At 69.2% G+C, this 20,522-nt stretch carries 16 protein-coding genes and 1 other RNA gene; all 17 read right to left on the reverse strand.

Features of this window, described 5'->3' with window-relative positions:
• Complete coding sequence (locus tag RQG77_RS09745) at window positions 1–1,260, reverse strand: alpha-hydroxy acid oxidase (RefSeq protein ID WP_311244548.1); 1,260 nt, start codon at window positions 1,258–1,260, stop codon at window positions 1–3.
• Window positions 1,261–1,271: 11 nt separating this feature from the next.
• Window positions 1,272–1,994: an FCD domain-containing protein gene (locus tag RQG77_RS09750; protein WP_311244549.1), complete on the reverse strand. Its 723-nt coding sequence runs from the start codon at window positions 1,992–1,994 to the stop codon at window positions 1,272–1,274.
• Between the two features lie 142 nt (window positions 1,995–2,136).
• Complete coding sequence (locus RQG77_RS09755) at window positions 2,137–2,790, reverse strand: thymidine kinase (RefSeq protein WP_311244550.1); 654 nt, start codon at window positions 2,788–2,790, stop codon at window positions 2,137–2,139.
• Window positions 2,791–2,797: 7 nt separating this feature from the next.
• Window positions 2,798–4,270 carry a malate:quinone oxidoreductase gene (locus RQG77_RS09760; RefSeq protein ID WP_311244551.1) on the reverse strand — a complete coding sequence of 491 codons (1,473 nt, stop codon included), beginning with the start codon at window positions 4,268–4,270 and terminating at the stop codon, window positions 2,798–2,800.
• 83 nt (window positions 4,271–4,353) lie between these two features.
• Complete coding sequence (locus RQG77_RS09765; RefSeq protein ID WP_311244552.1) at window positions 4,354–5,424, reverse strand: aspartate-semialdehyde dehydrogenase; 1,071 nt, start codon at window positions 5,422–5,424, stop codon at window positions 4,354–4,356.
• Between the two features lie 247 nt (window positions 5,425–5,671).
• Entirely contained in the window at window positions 5,672–6,955 is a 1,284-nt protein-coding gene (locus RQG77_RS09770) for an aspartate kinase (RefSeq protein ID WP_056313625.1), read from the reverse strand.
• 93 nt (window positions 6,956–7,048) lie between these two features.
• Entirely contained in the window at window positions 7,049–7,987 is a 939-nt protein-coding gene (locus RQG77_RS09775; protein ID WP_311244553.1) for an EamA family transporter, read from the reverse strand.
• Between the two features lie 16 nt (window positions 7,988–8,003).
• Window positions 8,004–8,597, reverse strand: a complete 594-nt coding sequence (gene recR / locus RQG77_RS09780) for a recombination mediator RecR (RefSeq protein WP_056312693.1) — start codon at window positions 8,595–8,597, stop codon at window positions 8,004–8,006.
• Window positions 8,597–11,026 (reverse strand): DNA polymerase III subunit gamma and tau, encoded by a 2,430-nt coding sequence (locus tag RQG77_RS09785; RefSeq protein WP_311244554.1) that lies wholly within the window; start codon window positions 11,024–11,026, stop codon window positions 8,597–8,599. The genes recR and RQG77_RS09785 overlap by 1 nt, the downstream gene beginning before the upstream one ends.
• Window positions 11,027–11,130: 104 nt before the next feature.
• Window positions 11,131–12,210 (reverse strand): DUF2207 family protein, encoded by a 1,080-nt coding sequence (locus RQG77_RS09790; RefSeq protein ID WP_311244555.1) that lies wholly within the window; start codon window positions 12,208–12,210, stop codon window positions 11,131–11,133.
• A 2-nt stretch (window positions 12,211–12,212) separates the two neighbouring features.
• Window positions 12,213–14,717 carry a glycosyl hydrolase family 65 protein gene (locus RQG77_RS09795; protein ID WP_311244556.1) on the reverse strand — a complete coding sequence of 835 codons (2,505 nt, stop codon included), beginning with the start codon at window positions 14,715–14,717 and terminating at the stop codon, window positions 12,213–12,215.
• The gene (locus tag RQG77_RS09800) at window positions 14,714–15,535 is read right to left on the reverse strand and encodes an HAD-IA family hydrolase (RefSeq protein ID WP_311244557.1); all 822 of its coding nucleotides are present in this window, start codon (window positions 15,533–15,535) and stop codon (window positions 14,714–14,716) included. Before RQG77_RS09800 ends, RQG77_RS09795 begins: the two co-directional genes overlap by 4 nt.
• 102 nt (window positions 15,536–15,637) lie before the next feature.
• Entirely contained in the window at window positions 15,638–16,858 is a 1,221-nt protein-coding gene (locus RQG77_RS09805; protein ID WP_311244558.1) for an acetate kinase, read from the reverse strand.
• Window positions 16,855–18,978: a phosphate acetyltransferase gene (pta, locus tag RQG77_RS09810; RefSeq protein ID WP_311244559.1), complete on the reverse strand. Its 2,124-nt coding sequence runs from the start codon at window positions 18,976–18,978 to the stop codon at window positions 16,855–16,857. Before pta ends, RQG77_RS09805 begins: the two co-directional genes overlap by 4 nt.
• Before the next feature lie 61 nt (window positions 18,979–19,039).
• The gene (locus tag RQG77_RS09815; protein ID WP_311244560.1) at window positions 19,040–19,573 is read right to left on the reverse strand and encodes a hypothetical protein; all 534 of its coding nucleotides are present in this window, start codon (window positions 19,571–19,573) and stop codon (window positions 19,040–19,042) included.
• Between the two features lie 152 nt (window positions 19,574–19,725).
• Window positions 19,726–20,337, reverse strand: coding sequence for a rhomboid family intramembrane serine protease (locus RQG77_RS09820; protein ID WP_311244561.1), 612 nt, complete (start codon window positions 20,335–20,337; stop codon window positions 19,726–19,728).
• 43 nt (window positions 20,338–20,380) lie between these two features.
• An RNA gene (gene ffs / locus RQG77_RS09825) (signal recognition particle sRNA small type) lies at window positions 20,381–20,477 on the reverse strand.
• Between the last annotated feature and the right edge of the window lie 45 nt (window positions 20,478–20,522).

The raw sequence follows: 20,522 nt of genomic DNA on the forward strand, positions 1-20,522 counted from the left end.
TCAGCGCACCACCGCGTCGGATGCAGAGCGCGTCACCGGCACGAGGCGCGTGAGCTGGGTGACATGCGCGGGCTCGAGCTCGGCGAGCGAGGCCACCCCGAGCAGGCGCATGGTGCGCTCGATCTCGGTGCGGAGGATGCTGATCGTGCGGTCGACGCCCGCACGGCCACCGGCCATCAGGCCGTACAGGTAGGCACGGCCGATGAGCGTGAAGTCGGCACCCAGCGCGACCGCGGCGACGATGTCCGCACCGTTCATGATGCCGGTGTCGATCATGACCGTGAAGTCGTCGCCGACGGCCTTGCGCACCTCCGGCAGCAGGTGGAACGGGATGGGCGCACGATCGAGCTGGCGCCCTCCGTGGTTCGAGAGGACGATGCCGTCGACCCCCGCGTCACGCAGTCGCACCGAGTCCTCGACGTTCTGCACGCCCTTGATCACGATCTTGCCGGGCCAGATGTCGCGGATCACCGCGAGGTCGTCGTAACTGATGGTCGGGTCCATCGCGGCGTCGAGCAGCTCGCCGACGGTGCCGCCGGTGGTGCTCAACGACGCGAACTCGAGCTTCGGCGTGGTGAGGAAGTCGTACCACCACCACGGACGAGGAATGGCGTTGATGATCGTCCCGAGCGTCAGCTGGGGCGGGATGCTGAAGCCGTTGCGCTTGTCGCGCAGACGTGCGCCCGCGACGGGGGTGTCGACCGTGAACTGCAGGGTGTCGAAACCGGCAGCGGCCGCCCGACGGGTCAGCTCGTACGAGATCTCGCGGTCGCGCATGACGTACAGCTGGAACCAGTTGCGACCGTTCGGGTTCGCCGCCTTCACGCCCTCGATCGACGTCGTACCCAGGGTTGACAGAGTGAACGGGATGCCTGCCGCGGCGGCGGCGCCGGCCCCTGCAACCTCACCCTCGGTCTGCATGAGGCGCGTGAACCCGGTGGGCGCGATGCCGAAGGGAAGAGCTGACGGGCCGCCGAGGATGTCGACGGACGTGTCGACCGAGGGAGCCGGGCGCAGGATGCCGGGGTGGAACTCGACGTCCTGGAAGGCCTGGCGCGCACGCGTGAGCGAGAGCTCGCCCTCAGCAGCGCCGTCGGTGTAGTCGAACGCCGCCTTGGGCGTGCGGCGTTTGGCGATGGTGCGCAGGTCGTCGATCGTGAGCGCCGAGTCGAGGCGGCGCTTCTTGCCGTCGAACTCGGGCTTCTTGAACTTCATCAGCTCGAGCAGCTCTGCGGGATTGGGAAGCTGGCGCTGGACCATGTCGTGTCCTCTCAGTCGGTGGGTCGGGTGCTGCGGGTGAGTCCCGCCGCCGTGTAGTAGCCGGTGATGTGCGCTCGCACGAGGGCCTGCGCTGTCGTCGCGTCACCCGCGGCGATGGCCGTGATGATCGCGCGATGCTCGGCGCGCAGGCGGTCGGCCATGGCATCCCAGTCGGCGATGGATGCCGCCCCCTCCTGCACGTATGACTCGATGGCGGTGCGGAGCCCGGCCATGATCGCCGCGACGACGGTGTTGCCGCTCGACTCAGCCAGCGCGAGGTGCAGCTGCGCGTCGAGGGCGAGGAACTCGGCGGAAGTCAGCCCCTCGGCATCCATCGCATCGAGGACGCTGTGCGCAGCGGCGAGATCCGGGGCCTGCTGGCCGGCGAGGGCTGCGGCGACGGCATCCTCGAGCAGCAGACGCGTCTGCACGACATCGGTCAGAGGGAAGCCTTGAGCGGCGACCTGGAGGCGCAGCAGTGTCGACATGCCTCCGGTCGGAGTCGCGATGACGATGGCACCCGATTGGGGTCCGGACCCCGTAGCCGTGCGGATGAGGCCCATGACCTCGAGAACGCGCAGCGCCTCACGGACGCTCGATCGCCCCACACCGAGATCGGCGGCGAGGTCGCGCTCCGAGACGAGCCGGTCGCCGGGGCCCAGGCGACCGTCGAGCAGGTCCCGCTCGACATGCTCGAGAACGAGGCGCCAAGCGCGCGCGGGCTGCTCGGGCATCCGCTCTCCTCGTCGTTCGCGTCGGCGGCGTCGATCATCGACGCGCTCCATGTGGTCTGACCACAGTAGCGCGTGTGGTCAGACCACGCAATCCGGGCATGGCAAGACACCGCCCGCAGGCGGGAGGATGAGTCGTGGGCTGTCAGCCCAGGCGTCCGCCGGACTCTTCGAGGTAGCAGGCGCCGCACAGCGACTCGTAGGTCGTGACCTCGGGAGCGACGGAACCGCCCGCTCCCTCGTCGATGGCGACCTGGTCTCCGTCGAACACGAACCGGCCGCCGATCACGCGACCGTTGAAGACCGCCTTGCGCCCGCAGCGGCAGATGGTCTTCAGCTCCTCGAGCGAGTGCGCGATCGCGAGGAGGCGGGCCGAACCGGGGAAGGCGTGGGTGAGGAAATCGTTGCGGATGCCGTAGGCGATCACGGGGATGCCGTCTTCGATCGCGATGCGGAAGAGATCGTCGACCTGCTCGGCGGTGAGGAACTGCGCCTCGTCGATCAGAAGGCAGGCGACGTCGACCGATCCACCGCGGACCGGTTCACCGGCGACGGCGCGACGCACGCGCTCCCGATGCTCGCCGAAGAGCGCCCGGACGTCGGCATCCGGCGCGATGAGGTAGTCGACCTCACGCGTGACGCCGAGGCGACTCGCGATCTCCGACGCGCCCTTGGTGTCGATCTCGGGCTTGGCGAGCAGCACATGCTGCCCGCGCTCCTCGTAGTTGTACGCGGCCTGCAGCAGCGAAGTGGACTTGCCCGAGTTCATCGCCCCGTAGCGGAAGTAGAGCTTCGCCACAGGCCGCTTATTCGTTGATGCCGAGCGTGGCGGCCGTCGCCGCGGTGGACTTCGCTGCCAGCGTCGCATCCGTGTTCAGCTTCTCGCCGAACGTGGGGATGAGCTCGCGCAGCTCGGACTCCCAACCCGGGTACTCGGCCGGGAAGCACTTCTTGAGCAGATCGAGCATGATCGGCACAGCGGTGGATGCTCCGGGCGATGCGCCGAGCAGACCCGCGATCGATCCGTCGGCCGCCGCGACGACCTCGGTGCCGAACTGCAGGATGCCGCCCTTCTTGGCATCCTTCTTCATCACCTGTGCACGCTGGCCGGCATCGATGAGCGTCCAGTCCTCATCCTTGGCCGTGGGCATGAACGTGCGGAGGCTGTCGACCTTCTTGGCGTGGTTCTTCATCAGCTCGCCGACGAGGTACGTGATGAGGTCGGGGTTCGCGAACGCGACACGCAGCATCGGCCACAGGTTGTGCGTGCGCACCTGCGACACGATGTCGAGCATCGAGCCGTTCTTGAGGAACTTGGGGCTGAACGTCGCGAAGGGGCCGAACATCAGCGAGGCCTCTCCACCGACCACGCGCGTGTCGAGGTGCGGCACCGACATGGGCGGAGCGCCCACGGATGCCTGCGAGTAGACCTTGGCCTGGTGCTGGGCGACGATCTTCGGGTTGGAGGTCTTCAGGAACTGACCGCCGATCGGGAAGACTCCGTAGCCCTTGATCTCGGGGATGCCCGAGCGCTGCAGCAGCTTGAGAGCCCAGCCGCCTGCGCCCACGAACACGAAGCGGGCCTTGACCTGGTTCGGCGTGCGCCCGATCGTGGTGCGGTAGTTGACCAGCCAGGTGCCGTCCTTCTGCTTCTTCAGGCTCTTGACCTCGTGGTTGGTGCGCAGCGTCACGCCCGAGTCGGTGAGGTGGTCGAAGAGCTGGTGCGTCAGGGCACCGAAGTCGACATCGGTACCGGCGGGCACGCGCGTGGCGGCGAACGGCTCGCCCTTGCGGCGCTGCTGCATGAGGAGCGGCGCCCACTTGTTGATGACGCGGGAGTCCTCGCTGTACTCGATGCCGTCGAACAGGGGCTGCTTCTTGAGGACCTCGTAGCGATCCTTGAGGTACTTGACGTCCTTCTCGCCACGCACGAAGGTCATGTGCGGCGTCGCGTTGATGAAGGTCGAGGGAGCGTCGAGCACTCCCCGATCGACCAGCGACGACCAGAACTGACGGCTCTGCTGGAACTGCTCGTTGATCGAGACGGCCTTCGCCGGGTCGAGAGGCGCGCCCTTCTGCTGCGGCATGTAGTTCAGCTCGCAGAGCGCCGCGTGGCCCGTGCCCGCGTTGTTCCAGGGGTTCGACGACTCCTGAGCCACATCGGAGAGTCGCTCGAACGCGACGATCTTCCAATCCGGCTGCAGCTCGTGCAGAAGGGTACCCAGGGTGGCGCTCATGATGCCACCACCGATCAAGACGACATCGACGGTTTCGGTCACCACGACAGTCTAGTTCGAGGTCACAGCACGACTGACCACGCGGGCCGGTCTCGTCAGACCGGTTCCGCATGGCGGGGATGCGGTCAGGCTATGGCCACCAGGCGCTCGGCGAGGATCTCGGCGATCTGCACGGCATTCAGCGCCGCTCCCTTGCGCAGATTGTCGTTGCTGATGAACAGCACGAGGCCCTTGTTCTCGGGCGCGGACTGGTCAGCGCGGATGCGGCCGACGAAGCTCGGGTCCTTGCCTGCGGCCTGTAGCGGCGTCGGCACCTCGTCGAGCACCACGCCGGGGGCCGTGGACAGCACCTCGGCGGCGCGCTGCGGCGTGATGTCGTTCGCGAACTCGACGTTGATCGAGAGCGAATGACCGGTGAAGACGGGGACGCGCACGCAGGTCCCGGCGACGCGGAGATCGGGAAGCTCGAGGATCTTGCGGCTCTCGTTGCGGAGCTTCTTCTCCTCGTCGGTCTCGTTCTGACCGTCGTCGACGAGGTTGCCGGCGAACGGGATGACGTCGAAAGCGATCGGGGCGACGTACTTCTCGGGCTCGGGGAAGTCGATCGACGAGCCGTCGTGCACGAGGCGCAGGGTGTCACCCTGGGCGAGGACGCCCTCGACCTGACCGAGGAGCTCCTGGGCGCCGGCGAGACCGGATCCGGAGACGGCCTGATAGGTCGAGACGATGAGGCGCTCGAGGCCTGCCTCGGCGTGCAGTGCCTTCAGCACGGGCATCGCGGCCATGGTCGTGCAGTTCGGGTTCGCGATGATGCCGCGGGGACGGTCGTCGATCGCGTGCGGGTTGACCTCGCTGACGACGAGAGGGACCTCGGGGTCGTTGCGCCAGGCGCTGGAATTGTCGACGACGACGGCTCCGGCCTCGGCGAACCGGGGAGCGTAGGCACGGCTGGCGGTCGCGCCGGCCGAGAAGAGGGCGATGTCGATGCCCCCGGCATCCGCGGTCTCGACGTCTTCGACGATGACCGTCGCGCCGCCGAACTCGATGGCCGTGCCCGCCGATCGCGACGACGAGAACAGACGCAGCTCGCGAATCGGGAAGGACCGCTCGGCGAGAATCTCGCGCATCACGGTTCCCACCTGGCCGGTGGCGCCCACGATGGCGACGGAGAGTCCTGAGTCGGAGATGCGGGTCATGATGTTCCTTGGCGTCGTGCAGTGGTGCAAGAGAGGCTTCGGGCGCGACGTCGGGATGCGGATGCCGCGCCTGGCGCCGATGTCAGGGTTTCGGTGAGTCTATCGTGCCGTGCGGCGGTCGAGGATCGTCGAGGCCGCCAACTCGCTGGCCGTCGGCGGTACGACTGGCTGGAGGATTCCCGCCCGGCGGTCAGCATCCGGTCGAACCGTCAGCCAGGCGGGGAGACTTCAGCCGTTCGTGCGGGGTTCAGCGGCCGGTGCCGGCGTGGACCGTGGCCTCGGCGTCGCCGTCGAGACCATAGGCGGTGTGCACGGTGCGGGCGGCCTCGGCGAGGTCGGTGTCGCGGAGCACCACCGAGATGCGGATCTCGGACGTCGAGATCATCTCGATATTGATGCCACCGGCGGACAGCGCCTCGAACAGCACCGCCGAGACCCCGGAGTGCGTGCGCATTCCGGCACCCACGACCGAGAGCTTGCCGATCTGGTCGTCGTGCACGAGGTTCTGGAAGCCGACCTCGGTCTGCTCCCCCGCGAGCGCCTTGAGCGCTGCCGCCGAATCGGCCTTGGGGACCGTGAACGAGATGTCGGTGCGTCCTGTGGCCGACACGTTCTGCACGATCATGTCGACGTTGGCGCCCGACTTGGCGACGATCTTGAAGATCTCGGCCGCCTTGCCCGGCACGTCGGGCACGCCGGCGACGGTGATCTTGGCCTGGCCGAAATCGGTGGCGACACCGGCGACGATCGGTTCTTCCATGGCTGCTGCTCCCTCGGCTTCGCGAGGGTTCTTCATGCCCTCGCCCAGAACGTATGTGCCCTCGGACGACGAGAACGTCGACCGAGCGTGGATCAGGACGCCGTGACGGCGTGCGTACTCGACGGCACGGATGTAGAGAACCTTGGCGCCGTTCGCCGCGAGCTCGAGCATCTCCTCGCTGCCGATGTGGTCGAGCTTCTGCGCCTTCGGGATGACGCGGGGGTCTGCCGTGAAGATGCCGTCGACGTCGCTGTAGATCTCGCAGACGTCGGCATCGAGAGCCGCGGCGAGAGCGACGGCCGTCGTATCGGAGCCACCGCGCCCGAGCGTCGTGATATCGCGGGTGTCGCGGTTGAACCCCTGGAAGCCGGCGACGATGACGATCGCACCCTCGTCGAGCGCTTCGCGCAGACGGATCGGCGTGACGTCGACGATGCGGGCGGCGCCGTGCTGGGAGTCGGTGATCATGCCGGCCTGGCTGCCGGTGAACGATCGGGCCTCGAAGCCCATCGAGTGGATCGCCATGGCCAGGAGCGCCATCGAGATGCGCTCGCCGCTCGAGAGCAGCATATCGAGCTCGCGCGGCGCGGGGATCGGTGCGACCTCGTTGGCGAGGTCGAGCAGTTCGTCGGTCGTGTCGCCCATCGCACTCACGGCGACGACGACGTCGTGCCCTGCGCGACGCGTGTCGACGATGCGCTTGGCGACGCGCTTGATGCTCTCTGCGTCGGCGACTGAGGAGCCGCCGTACTTCTGCACGATGAGGGCCACGTTCACTCCCTGGGATGTCGGGCGGATCCGCCCACGCTCATTCTACGATCGGCGCATATGCCCTGCTTCGCATGTGACGGGATCGGTGGCCTGTCAGGGGGCGGGCGGGAGTGGAGCGGGCGTGAGATCGGGAGCGACGGATGCCGGTGGACGCAAACGCCCTCCGGTCGCGGCGAACCAGCATCCGACGATGATCAGCGGGAATCCGATGAGCAGCCCGGGAGTCAGAGGTTCGGCGAGCACGATCGCTCCGAGGATGATCGCGACCACCGGATTGACGTAGGTGAACAGCGGCGCCCGCACGGGACCGACCTCCCGGATGAGCGCGAAGAAGGCGAGGAAGGCGACGGCTGTGCAGATGACGGCGAGAGCGAGCAGCGCGACGATCGAGGGCAGCGTCGGCATCTGATGCTGGGTCAGCAGACCGATCGGAAGGTAGATGATCCCGATCATCAGCAGCGACAGAGTGATCGTGCCGAGCGAGGGTACGTCGTTCAGCTTGCGGGCGACGATGAACGGTGCGATCGCGTAGAGGATGGCGACGAGCAGCACCTCTCCCGCGGCGAGCAGACTGACCTCGCCACCGAAGAGCCCCGGACCGGCGACGACGATCGCGACGCCGACGAAACCCACCAGGAGTCCGATACCCCGCGCGGGGCGAAGAACGCTTCGGTCTCCTCCGCCCAGGGCGATGAGCGCGGCGAACAGGGGCACGGTGGCGACGAGCAGACCCGTCATGCCCGAAGGCAGCGTCATCTCGGCGTGGCCGAGCAGCACGAAGGGTCCGGCCATCTCGACGAGTCCGAACGCCAGAACCCACGGCCAGTGCTTCAGTGCCGCACGCAGCGCGCCCCCACGGAACGCGAAAGACAGGAGAAGCAGCGCGGCGATCAGAGTACGCCCCGCGACGATGGCGGGCGGCGAGAGCGACTCGACCGCGATGCTGATGAACAGATACGGGACGCCCCACAGCAGGGCCATCGCCCCGAAGAGCACCCACCCGCGGCGGGAGAACCCTCCCTGGGCGTTCACCGCACGCGCCGGGCGATCACAGCACGCGCCGACCCTCGAATGCGCGACCGAGGGTGACCTCGTCGGCGTACTCGAGGTCGCCGCCGACCGGGAGCCCCGAGGCGAGACGCGACACGGTGATCTGCATGGTCGTGAGCAGGCGGCTGAGGTAACTCGCCGTGGCCTCGCCCTCGAGGTTCGGGTTCGTCGCGAGGATGACCTCCTGCACCGTCCCGTCGGCGAGGCGCGTCATGAGCTGGGCGATGCGCAGATCGTCGGGCCCGATGCCGGCGATGGGACTGATCGCCCCGCCGAGCACGTGGTACAGCCCACGGAACTCGCGGGTGCGCTCGATGGCGGCCACGTCCTTGGCATCCTCGACGACGCAGATCAGTTCGGGATTGCGACGCGGGTCGCGGCAGATCGTGCAGCGCTCCTGCTCTGCCACGTTGCCGCAGACCTCGCAGAAGCGCACGCGGACGCGGATCTCGACGAGCAGCTCGGACAGACGCGCGACGTCGAACGTCGGGGTCTGCAGGATGTGGAACGCGATGCGCTGCGCGGACTTGGGGCCGATTCCGGGGAGCCGGCCGAACTCGTCGATCAGCTCCTGGACGATTCCGTCATACATCAGGAGAACCTCGTCGGGGGCTCGTAGGGCTCTTCGCGCACGAATGTCGCGCCGAGCACCTGGCGGATCACGGCCTCACCGTAGCGCTGGACTCCCCCGGCAGGGGTGCGCTCGGTGATCACCGGGGCTGCGGCGGCGGATGCCACCTTTCGCACCGGCGCAGCAGGCTGCACGGGCGCGGACTGCGCGGGGGCCGACGACGACGGATGCGCCTGCGCGCGGCCGGCGGATGCCCCGGTCTGGGGTGTCGGCACCGGCTCGTACGCGGGGTCGTACGGCGGCTCGTCATCGAAGTACGGCGGCTCGTCATCGAGCGGAAGCGGCGGCTCGTCGCCTCCGACAGGCCGATCGGCACCAGGAGCGTCGACCGGATGGCCGGCAGCCGGCGCGGGCCTGGGTGCGGAGGCTACCGGAGCGGTCGGGGGTGCCGGAGCGGTCGGGGCTGCCGAGACCGGAGCGGCGGACGACGCCGCCTGAGCAGCGGCCGGTGCGGCGATCGGAGGGGTTGCAGGGTCGGCGGATGCCGGGATGGCGGCCACCGCCCACTCGGTCACCGGCCCCGCAGAAGCATCACGTGTCTGAGAGCGCGGTGAGCCCGCTGACGCAGGCTCCGATGCGGCGGCGTCGCCTGTCGGCGCACCGGAAGCGGATGTCGACGGCTGACGAGGCGCCCCGCCCGCGGGCATCGGTGCGGGCCGATACTTCACCTTGACGCCGACTTCGTGCTCGATCGCCATGCGAAGGTGATCCGACGGGCCTGCGCCCGGGATCGTGCCCTTGAACTTCGCGACGTCGTGCTGGCTCGTGAAACCGAGGGTGAGCACCTCGGAATCGGTGTCGAAGGCGAGCGGCTGAACCGCGGTCGCGAGCAGCCAGGAGGTGCGGCTGAGTCCTTCGAGACGCTTGAGCACCCCGGGCCAGGCGGCGGTGATTCCGTCGAACGTGACAGGACCGGCCGGTGCTGGGGGCGCAGCCTCTGTCTCGGCGGCCGACGCCGCGTCGGATGCAGCGGCTTCGGAAGCGGCGGCTGCTTCGGACACCACGGCTCCGGGTGCATCCGATGCGGGCGCCGCACCCGCGGGCGCCTCGTCCTGAGGTGTTGCCGCTGCCCCGGCAGCAGGCGCCGCAGCGGCGGCGGCAGCAGAGGCAGGCGCAGTGGAAGCAGCAGGGGCCGGCGCAGCAGCAGGGGCCGCTGTCGAGCCAGCGGCGTGGGCGCGCGGCTCGGACTGCGTGGCAGCCGCCGGCGCCTGAACTCGCGCGGGCGCCGCGGCAGACACGGAAGCGGTAGTCGGGGCGGCAGCCTCGGCATCCGCTCCGGCGGCCAGCACGCGGGCCACCATCAGCTCGAGGTGCAGTCGGGGCGATGTCGCGCCGGACATGTCGTCGAGGGCCGCGCTGACGACGTCCGCCGTGCGCGACAGGCGCGCGGAGCCGAACGACTCGGCCTGCGTGCGCATACGGGCGAGCTCGTCTTCGGCGACTCCCCGCAGCACCGAGGCAGCACCGGCGCCGACGGCCGCGATCACGATGAGGTCTCGCAGTCGCTCGAGCAGATCGTCGACGAAGCGACGGGGGTCCTGCCCGGTCTGCACGACGCGATCGATCGCGGGGAACGCCGCAGCGGCATCGGCGACGGCCAGCGCATCGACGATCTCGTCGAGCAGGGTGGCGTGCGTGTAGCCGAGCAGCGCCACTGCCCGCTCGTACGCCACCGTCACGGTCTCAGAACCGGCAGGGGAATCGGAGCCGGCGATCAGCTGGTCGAGCAGCGAGAGGGTGTCTCGGGGCGAGCCGCCTCCGGCGCGGACCACGAGGGGCAGCACACCGCGCTCGGCGACCACGCCCTCTTCGGTGCAGAGCTTCTCGACGTACTCGAGCATCGCGGCCGGCGGCACCAACCGGAACGGATAGTGGTGCGTTCGCGAGCGGATCGTGCCGAGCACCTTCTCGGGCTCGGTGGTCGCGAAGATGAATTTGACGTGCTCCGGCGGCTCTTCGACGAGCTTGAGCAGCGCGTTGAACCCCTGCGGCGTCACCATGTGCGCCTCGTCGAGGATGAAGATCTTGTAGCGGTCGCGGCTGGGGGCGAACGTCGCGCGCTCACGCAGGTCGCGGGCGTCGTCGACTCCGTTGTGGCTGGCGGCGTCGATCTCGACCACGTCGAGCGATCCGCCACCCGCGCGAGACAGTTCGACGCAGCTCGGGCACGTTCCGCAGGGGACGTCGGTGGGCCCCTCGGCGCAGTTCAGGCACCGCGCCAGGATGCGGGCAGACGTGGTCTTTCCGCACCCACGGGGTCCGGAGAAGAGGTAGGCGTGGCCTACACGGTCACCGCGCAGCGCGGTCATCAGCGGTTCGGTCACCTGGGACTGCCCGATCATCTCGCCGAACGACTCGGGGCGGTAGCGGCGGTAGAGGGCTGTGGTCACCACAACAGCCTACGGCGTGCCACGGACGTTCAGGCAGGCCAACCCCGTCGACCGACCCGGCGACGCGCGCCGCGCCGCCGAGATAGCGGGGGCGACGCCGAGAATCACGACGAGACGGCCTCGAACACGCCGCCGACCACCTCGACGACCCCGCCGGTCGCGTCGACCAGGTCTCCGACCGCACCGACGAGATGGACGACTCCACCGACGATCTCGATCACGTCGAAAACGGCGCCTGCGACCTCGATCGCACTGTCCAGGCTCTCCCCCGCCCGCAGCACCTGCGACTCGGTGCGGAGTGCCGCCGTCCACGAGCGCTCGAGTCCGAACAGCACGGCATAGGGCAGCAGCCGCTCGTTCAGGAGGAAGCGCTGCAGCCGCGCGGACTCGGCCTCGGCGGAGACGTCCGACCGCAGATCCGCCCCGCCCGTCGACTGGAGGAACCGCAGCGGCTCGGCCTCGGCGAGGGCGACGTACTCGCGGATTCCGGCGAGGTGCTCACGCAGCGGTTTCGCGGCCGGAAGGAACCGTCGCCACGGCCGCGGGGCGACCACGATCACCGCGACGGCGACAACGACACCCGCGATCGGCACGGCGTACACGCCGGCGCCCGGTTCGCTCACCACGAGCGCAGCGAAGAGCAGCAGCAGACACACGCCGATCACGAGGCAGGCAGCCACCCGCAGCAGAAAGGTCACCCAGCCGCGGCGGCCACGGGCGATCAGCCCGGCGGAGGCGAGTCGTGTCTCGGTCTCGTCGAGCACGCCGCGCACTCGACGGTGCAGCGCCCGAGCATCCGAGCTGAACCGTCGCACCCGACCGGAGGTGTGGTCCGGCCCGAACAGCGCCTCGAGGACGCTCAGCTCCTCCGGCGTGAAGGTCGCTCCGTCGACGACTTCGATGCCGATCGGCGCGCGCGTGCGCGCTCCCCCGGCCGGCCGGTCCTCGGCATCCACCAGCAGCCGCACCTTCCGGCGCACCGCCAGGTCGATCAGCGCCGCGGCGATCGCCCTGCGGTCGGCGTTGAGCAGCAGCGCGTCGTACAGCACCGTCGCATCGGGCGACGGTGCGAACCGCGGTCCGGGCGACGCCACGCGCTGCACCGATCGCACCCGCTCGATGACAGCGAGGACGAGCAGCAGCAGCGCGGGCGCGAGCCCGAACAGCGAAGCGGTGATCAGCACCGTCAGTCGATCGGCTCGATCACCGGGATCGCGGTGGTGATGACGGGGACGGATGCCGACAGCCGTGTGCCGTCCTCCCGCAGGGCACCGGCGAACTGGCGCAGCGACGGGCGTCCGGGGATCAGCGGCCCCTGGTCGGCCAACGGGACGACGACCTCTTCGTCCGTCGTGGCGATGTAGGCGACGTCGCGCACCGTGAACGGCACGGGCTCGCCGGTGCGCACCTGCACGCGCAGAGCATCCTTCGTCAGGGTGATCTGCAGCGCCGATCCCTGCCACTGCAGCGGGTACGACAGCGACGGCCAGTCGGCCGGCAGCCGAGGATCGAAGCTCAGCTCACCGGCGTAGTCTCGCATGCCTCCGAAGCCGCAGACGAGCGCGGTCCACACCCCGCCGGCGGATGCGACGTGCACGCCGTCGGCCGCATTGTGGTGCAGATCGTGAAGGTCGACGAACAGCGACTGCTGGAAGTACTGCAGCGCGAGCTCCTGGTATCCGACCTCCGCGGCGAGGATCGACTGCACGACAGCCGACAGCGTCGAGTCGCCCGTCGTCAGCGGGTCGTAGTAGTCGAAGTCGGCCTTCTTCTCTTCGGGCGTGAAGTGGTTTCCCTGCAGGAACAGCGCGAGCACCACGTCGGCCTGCTTGAGCACCTGGAACCGGTAGATCACGAGCGGGTGGAAGTGCAGCAGCAGCGGACGCTGCTCCGACGGCGTGTGTGCGAGATCCCAGAGCTCGCGCTCGAGGAAAAGGGAGTCCTGCGGATGGATGCCGAGGCTCTCGCTGAACGGGATGAACATCGCATCGGCCGCGCGCTCCCAACCCTCGGCCTCGTCCTCGGAGAGCCCCGTGCGCTCGACGACCCTGGCGAACTCCTCGCCGTTAGCCTCCTGCGCCTCCCGCACGACCTTCGCCGCGTAGCGCAGGTTGTAGCGAGCCATGACGTTCGTGTAGAGGTTGTCGTTCACGACGGTCGTGTACTCGTCGGGGCCGGTGACGCCGTGGATGTGGAACGTCTCGATGCCGTCGTCGTCCGCGGTGTCCGCGACGAGGCGCGAGGTGCGCCAGAAACCGAGCGTCGCCCAGAGTCGCGCGGTCTCGATCGCGATGTCGATGCCCTCGCGACGCAGGAAGTCGTCATCGCCGGTGGCGCGCACGTACTTGCCCAGCGCGAAGCTGACATCGGCGTTGATGTGGTACTGCGCGGTGCCCGCCGCGTAGTACGCCGACGCCTCTTCACCGTTGATCGTGCGCCAGGGGAACAGCGCCCCCGCCTCGTTCAGCTGGGCCGCCCGACGACGCGCCGCCGGGAGCATGAGCACTCGTGCCCGCAGCGCGTTGCGCGCCCACTGCGGCGAGGTGTACGTGAGGAACGGGAGGACATAGATCTCGGTGTCCCAGAAGTAGTGGCCGCTGTACCCCGACCCCGAGACGCCCTTGGCGGGCACGCCGGTTCCGTCGGCGCGGGCCGATGCCTGAGCGAGCTGCAGGAGGCACCAGCGGGTGGCCTGCTGGATGTCGTCGTGCTCGCCGATCTGCACGTCGCTGCGGGCCCAGAACGCCGCGAGCCACTCGGCCTGGCGGTCGAACTGCGCCTGCACGCCCTCGACGGCGACGCGGTCGAGCGAGCGGCGGCAGCGGTCGACGAGCTCCCGAGCGGGCACGCCGCGCGAGGTGTGATAGCTGACCAGCTTGGTGACCGAGATGGGGACACCGGCCTTGGCCTGCACACGGAAGACGTTCTTCGAGATGTCCTCTTCGATGAGCGTGCGCGAGGTGTAGTCGTTCTCGGTCTCGATGATGTGGTCGGCGACGACCGCCACCGTCATGCCCGATGCGGCGACCGAGTACGACAGGGCAGACCGGAGTCCGTCCTGCCAGTGCTCGGCGGTCTCGAGCACGCGCTCGGCGATCTTCTCGGACTTGCGGGGGTCGAACCCGCTCTTCGCCTGGTTGGGCGTGCCCGCGTACACGCCGGCGCCGTCCTGCCGGTTGATCATCTGGCAGCTGACCGTGACGGGGGCGTCGGCGTTCTCGACGACGACCTCGAGACGCAGCACCGCGAGGTGGCGCTCCTCGAAGCTGACGATCCGCTCGTCGCGCATGCGCACGCGCTTGCCCGAGGGCGTCTCCCACACCACGACGCGCTCGAGCACGCCGGTGCGCATGTCGAGCGTACGGCGGTATTCGCGGACGTCCGCCTCGTCGAAGGAGATCGGCTCGTCGTCGACGTAGACGCGCATGACCTTGGCGTCTGGCGCGTTGACGATCGTCTGCCCGACCTCGGCGAAGCCGTAGGCCTGCTCCGCGTGGCGGATCGGCCACGTCTCGTGCAGGCCGTTGATGAAGGTGCCGTGCTCGTGCGCGCCGCGGCCTTCGATGTGGTTGCCACGGAGTCCGAGGTAGCCGTTGCCGACGCTGAAGAGGGTCTCCCCCACTCCGTCTTCGGAGTAGCGCGTCTCGATGAGCCGCCAGGGGTCGACGGGGAAGCGGTCGCGGTCGATCATGCGGTCTCCTCGGAGTCGGGGCTGAGGGTGGAGGCGGGGCTGACGGGGGATTCGGTGCTGAGGGGGGATTCGGTGGCCGTCGCGGTCTGGTCTGCGAGGAACACGTCGAGATCCTCGACGACGACGGTCGCGCCGGCGTCACGGAGAGCATCCGCTCCCGCGCCGCGGTCGACGCCGATGACGATCGCGAATCCGGCGGCGGCGGCGGACGCCGCGCCGGACGTCGCATCCTCGACGGCGATGCTGTGAGCCGGGTCGACCCCGAGAGCCACGGCACCGGCGTGGAACATGTCGGCGGCGGGCTTGGAGGCGAGATTCTCGCGCTCGGCGACGACGCCGTCGACCACGATGCGGAAGAACGAGCGGATGCCGGCCGCGGCCAGCACCTCCTCGGCGTTCTTGGAGCTCGACACGACGCCGAGCGGCACACCCGCCGCGGACAGCTTCTCGACGAGCGCGAGCGAGCCGGGGAACGGCGCGATGCCCTCGGCCCGGAGCGACTGTGCGAAGGCGGCGTTCTTGCGATTGCCGATGCCGCAGATCGTCTCGGCCTCCGGCTCATCGTCGACCGCGCCCCACGGGATCTCGACGTTGCGGCTGCGCATCAGGCTCGCGACGCCGTCGTAGCGCTTCTTGCCGTCGACGTAGTCGAAGTAATCGGCGTCCGAGTACGGCGGCGTGATGCCCCAGCGCTCGAAGACGTCGTCGAACACCACCTTCCACGCGCGCATGTGCACCTCGGCCGTCGGCGTGAGCACACCGTCGAGGTCGAACAGGACGCCTTCGGCGCGGAGCGGATCGGGCAGGGCTTCGGGCACAAAAGCCTCCAGGAGAAGGACGACGGGTTCCGGCACCTCTCCGTGCCACTGTGCAAGCGTAGTGCGGCACGGCATCACCGGAAACCCCCGAGGGCGTATGGATCAGAGCATGCGAGAGGTCTGTCTGGCGATCTCGAGCTCTTCGTTCGTCGGCACGACGAGCACTGTGACGGGCGAGTCGTCGGTGGAGATCCGACGGATGCCGCGCTGTCGCGCCTCGTTGCGCGCGTGGTCGATCTCGACTCCGGCGAAACCGAGTGTCGCCATGGCCTCTGCACGGACCGCTGCGGAGTTCTCTCCGACGCCGGCGGTGAAGGAGATCACATCGGCCCCGCCGAGCTGGGCGATGTACGCACCGGCATAGGCGCGCAGACGGTGGATGTAGACGTCGAACGCGAGCGTCGCCGCCTCGTCGCCGCTCTCGCGGCCGGCGAGGATGTCGCGCATGTCGCTGCGCCCGGCGAGCCCCTTGAGCCCGCTGCGGGAGTTCAGAAGCGCGTCGAGGTCGTCGATCGACAGGCCTGCTCGACGAGAGAGGTGCACGAGCGCCGCCGGGTCGAGATCGCCCGAGCGCGTGCCCATGACGAGGCCCTCGAGCGGGGTGAGTCCCATCGAGGTCTCCACCGAACGGCCTCCGTCGATCGCGGTGACCGACGCGCCGTTGCCGAGATGGAAGACGAGCTGGCGGAGCGTGCCGAGGTCGCGTCCGAGGAACGCGGCGGCCGACTCGCTGACGAACTGGTGGCTCGTGCCGTGGAACCCGTAGCGGCGCACGCGGTGCCGGGCCGCGAGTTCGGCGTCGATCGCGTAGGTGTACGCGGCAGGGGGAAGCGTCTGATGGAACGCGGTGTCGAACACCGCGACGTGCGGCACCTCAGAGAACACGGCCTTCGCCGCGAGGATGCCTGCGAGGTTCGCCGGGTTGTGCAGAGGAGCGAGCACCGAGAGCTCCTCGATCTGCTCCTCGACGTTGCGCGTGACGAGCGTCGGCGCATAGAAGCGAGCACCTCCGTGCACGACACGATGACCGACGGCGACCGGCGGATGCTCGTCGAGGAGCGGACCGTGCTCGGCGAACTGCTCGAGCATCACGGCGAACGCCGCGTCGTGGTCCGCGAGAGGCCGCTCGGACTCGTACGAGGCATCGAGCATCGTCACGACGGCATCAGCGGAGGCATCCGGTCGCACCGTGTGCCGGATCGCGCTGACATCCTGGCCGATCCGCTCGATGAGGCCGGCGGCCAGTTCGTTCTCGTTCTCGATGTCGATCAGGCTGTACTTCAGCGAGGAGGACCCGCTGTTGATGACGAGGATCGCGCTCACGGAGTCAGTCCTTGGGTCTGCGCCTGGATGGCCGTGATGGCGACGGTGTTCACGATGTCGTCGACCAGCGCTCCGCGGGACAGATCGTTGATCGGCTTGTTGAGTCCCTGCAGCACCGGTCCGATCGCGACGGCGCCCGCCGACCGCTGCACGGCTTTGTAGGTGTTGTTGCCGGTGTTGAGGTCGGGGAAGACGAAGACGGTCGCGCGCCCTGCGACGGCGGAGTCGGGGAGCTTGGCCTTGGCGACTGCAGCGTCGGCCGCCGCGTCGTACTGGATCGGCCCCTCGACGAGCAGCTCGGGCGCGCGCTCGTGCACGAGCGCGGTGGCGGCGCGGACCTTGTCGACGTCGGCGCCGGTCCCCGATTCCCCCGTCGAGTACGACAGCATCGCGATGCGCGGCTCGATGCCGAACTGGCGGGCGGTGGCGGCCGACGAGATCGCGATGTCGGCCAGCTGCTCGCTGGTCGGGTCGGGGATCACCGCGCAGTCGCCGTAGACGAGCACGCGGTCGGCGAGGGCCATCAGGAACACGCTCGAGACGACGTTGACGCCGGGCTTCGTCTTGATGATCTCGAACGACGGGCGGATCGTGTGCGCCGTGGTGTGCGCGGCACCCGAGACCATGCCGTCGGCGAGCCCGAGGTGCACCATCATGGTGCCGAAATACGACACGTCCGTGACCGTGTCGGCCGCCTGCGCGAGCGTGATGCCCTTGTGCGCCCGCAGTCGCGCGTACTCGGTCGCGAAGCGCTCCACCATCTCCGGATCCGAGGGGCTGATGACCTGCGCGGCGCTGATGTCGACCCCGAGCTCGACGGCACGGGAGCGCACGGCGGATTCGTCTCCGAGGATGGTGAGGTCTGCGACCTCCCGCGCGAGCAGGGTCGCGGCCGCACGGAGGATGCGGTCGTCGTCGCCTTCGGGCAGGACGATCCGTCGGCGGTCGGCGCGCGCCCGCTCGATGAGTCCGTACTCGAACATGAGGGGCGTGACCACGCGGGACTCGGCGAGGCCGAGCTGGGTCGTGAGCTCGGCGATGTCGACATGCGTCTGGAAGAGCCCGAGCGCACGGTCGTACCGGCCTCGCGACTCGGGTGAGATCCGGCCGCGCGCGCCCATCACGCGCACCGCGGTGTCGTAGGTGCCGAGGTCCGTGGCGATGATCGGCACGGTCGAGGTGAAGCCGTCGAGCAGCTGCACGATCGGATCAGGCAGCGGGAACGGACCGTTCAGGATGATGCCGGCGACCCGCGGGAAGGTGCCGGACGCGTCGGCGAGCAGAGTCGCCAGCAGCACCTCGGTGCGGTCGGCGGGGATCACCACGACCGATTCCTCGGTGAGCCGCGGGAGCACGTTCACCATCGACATCCCGGCGACGACGATCGTCAGCGCCTCGCGTGCCAGTCGGTCGGGGTCGCCCTTGATCAGTCGCCCGTCGACGGCCGACAGGATGCCGTTGATCGACGGCGCCACCAGGGTGCGGTCCTCGGGGATCGCCCACACGGGCGTGGTCTTCTGCGGGCGCACCGCGGCGACGGCGGCTTCGATGTCGGTGAGAGCCTCGGGGTCGGCCCGGTTCACGGCGACCGCGAAGAGCTCGGCGCGCTCGACCTCGAGTTCGGAGAGCGCGAGCGCGGCGATCTGCCCGACGGCCGCGGGGATCCGTGCGGTCGTGGTGCCGAGCTGCTCGGCCTGCCGCTGCTGGTCACGCCCGCTGAGCACGAGCAGCACGGGGGCTGCGAGGTTCGCGGCGATCCGGGCGTTGTAGCCGAGCTCTGCGGGGCTCGCCACATCGGTGTAGTCGCTGCCGATGATCACCACGGCGTCGCACTGGGCCTCGACGGCCTTGTAGCGGGCGACGATGGTCGAGAGTGCGCGGTCGGGATCGTCGCGGACGTCGTCGTAGGTCACCCCGATGCAGTCCTCGTAGTCGAGCTGCACGCCGTCGTGCGCGAGCAGCAGCTCGAGCACGTCGTCGCGCGCGGTCACGGACCGGGCGATCGGGCGGAAGACCCCCACTCGCGGCGTGACGCGCATGAGCGCGTCGAGCACGCCGAGGGCGATGGTGGACTTGCCGGTATGACCTTCGGCCGAGGTGATGTAGATGCTCTTCGCCACAGCTCCACACTAGGCGCAGCTCCCCGGGGCCGCGCCGGGTTGACAGCCGTGCGAAATCCGATCAGCAGGGCGTCGAGAGGGCGTCGACGACCGCGGCGGCATCCGCCGAGTAGCGCGTGTAGTACGTCGGGTCGAGGTTGATCTGCACCCGGTGGATCGCGAGCGACTGCTCCATCGACGGCCAGTCGGGCACGCGCGCGAGCCGCTCGTAGAACAGAGTCGCGGCGGTCGCCGGGTCCATCCGCTGCTCCGCCGTTCCCCACCATTCCTGCTGCTGGAAGAGTCCGATGCTGGTCGTGCGGCTGCCGTCCGGGTTCGTGAATCCGCTCGTCTCCCAGTCCCCGTAGTCGATGTTGTGCAGGCTGCTCTCGCCCATCGCGGTCATCACCCCGAGGATCTGACCGTCGCGTCCGAACCCGAGCGCGGTGGCGGTCTGCATGATGGTCGCGGCGTTCACGAGCTGCTCACCCTGCCAGCCCTCGACGCCGGCCTCGGGAAACGTCGCCGGGTCGGTGATGCAGACAGCCAGGGGCTTCTCGTGGGCGAGCCCGAGCGGGATGAGCACTGCGGCGAGCGCGACGACGATCACCGCCACGGCTGACCAGCCGATGCGGCGCAGGACCTTCAGGCGCCGGAGCCGGCGCTGGGCACGCCGACGCGGTGACGGCCGTCGTGTGCGCGAGCGCGGACGACGGGTTGGGCGCCTGCGCGTACGCGGTGCCGCACGCCGCGCGTTCTGAGTGACGCTCATGTGCGCCGGGTTCCGCCTCTGCCGATGAACGCCGCGAGGCTGCCGCCGATCGCGCCGAACAGGTGGGCCTGCCACGAGATCCCCTCGCGCACGCCGACGACGCCCGCCAGCATGGATCCGCCGTACAGCGCGATGACGATGAGAGCGATGACGGCATAGAGCACGCGGTGGGCGACCCGACCGGGGGCGAACACGCGCATCACGGTGTAGCCGAAGTATCCGAAGACGAGGCCGGAGGCGCCCACGGTGAGCGTTCCCGGCGCGTTGACCAGCCACGTTCCGACACCGCCGATCACGGCGGCCATCGCGGTCACGGCCCAGAACCGGCGCGCCCCTTCGACGGCGACGAGGCAGCCGAGCACGAGCAGCGGCACGGTGTTGCCGATGAGGTGCGCCCAGTCGGCGTGCAGCAGGGGTCCGACCAGGATGCCGGCGAGGCCCTCGACGTCCCACGAGCGCAGTCCGAAGCCGGTGAAGGAACCCGGGAGGATCGCGTCAGCGAGCTGGACGAGCCACATGAGGGCGACGAGGAGGACGGGAGACGCGAAACGGCCGAGAGCGCTCGAGCGCGGAGAGTCGGCGGTGCTGATCACGTCTGGTCTTGTCACGTCACGATCCTGGCAGGACTGCCCCGGAGGACGCTGACAAAAAGAAAGTGACCCTCCGCGCACCCAGCAGAGCCCGGTTACCCTTGCTGCGTTTCCGCCCTGGGGGAATTGGCCTGGATGCCGCCACGCGGAGAGCCGTCGACAAGTCTAGCCGATGTCAGCACCTGCTCTTTGACAGACTGGAC

The sequence above is a fragment of the Microbacterium sp. WCS2018Hpa-23 genome, from assembly GCF_031843845.1.
Lineage (GTDB): Bacteria > Actinomycetota > Actinomycetes > Actinomycetales > Microbacteriaceae > Microbacterium.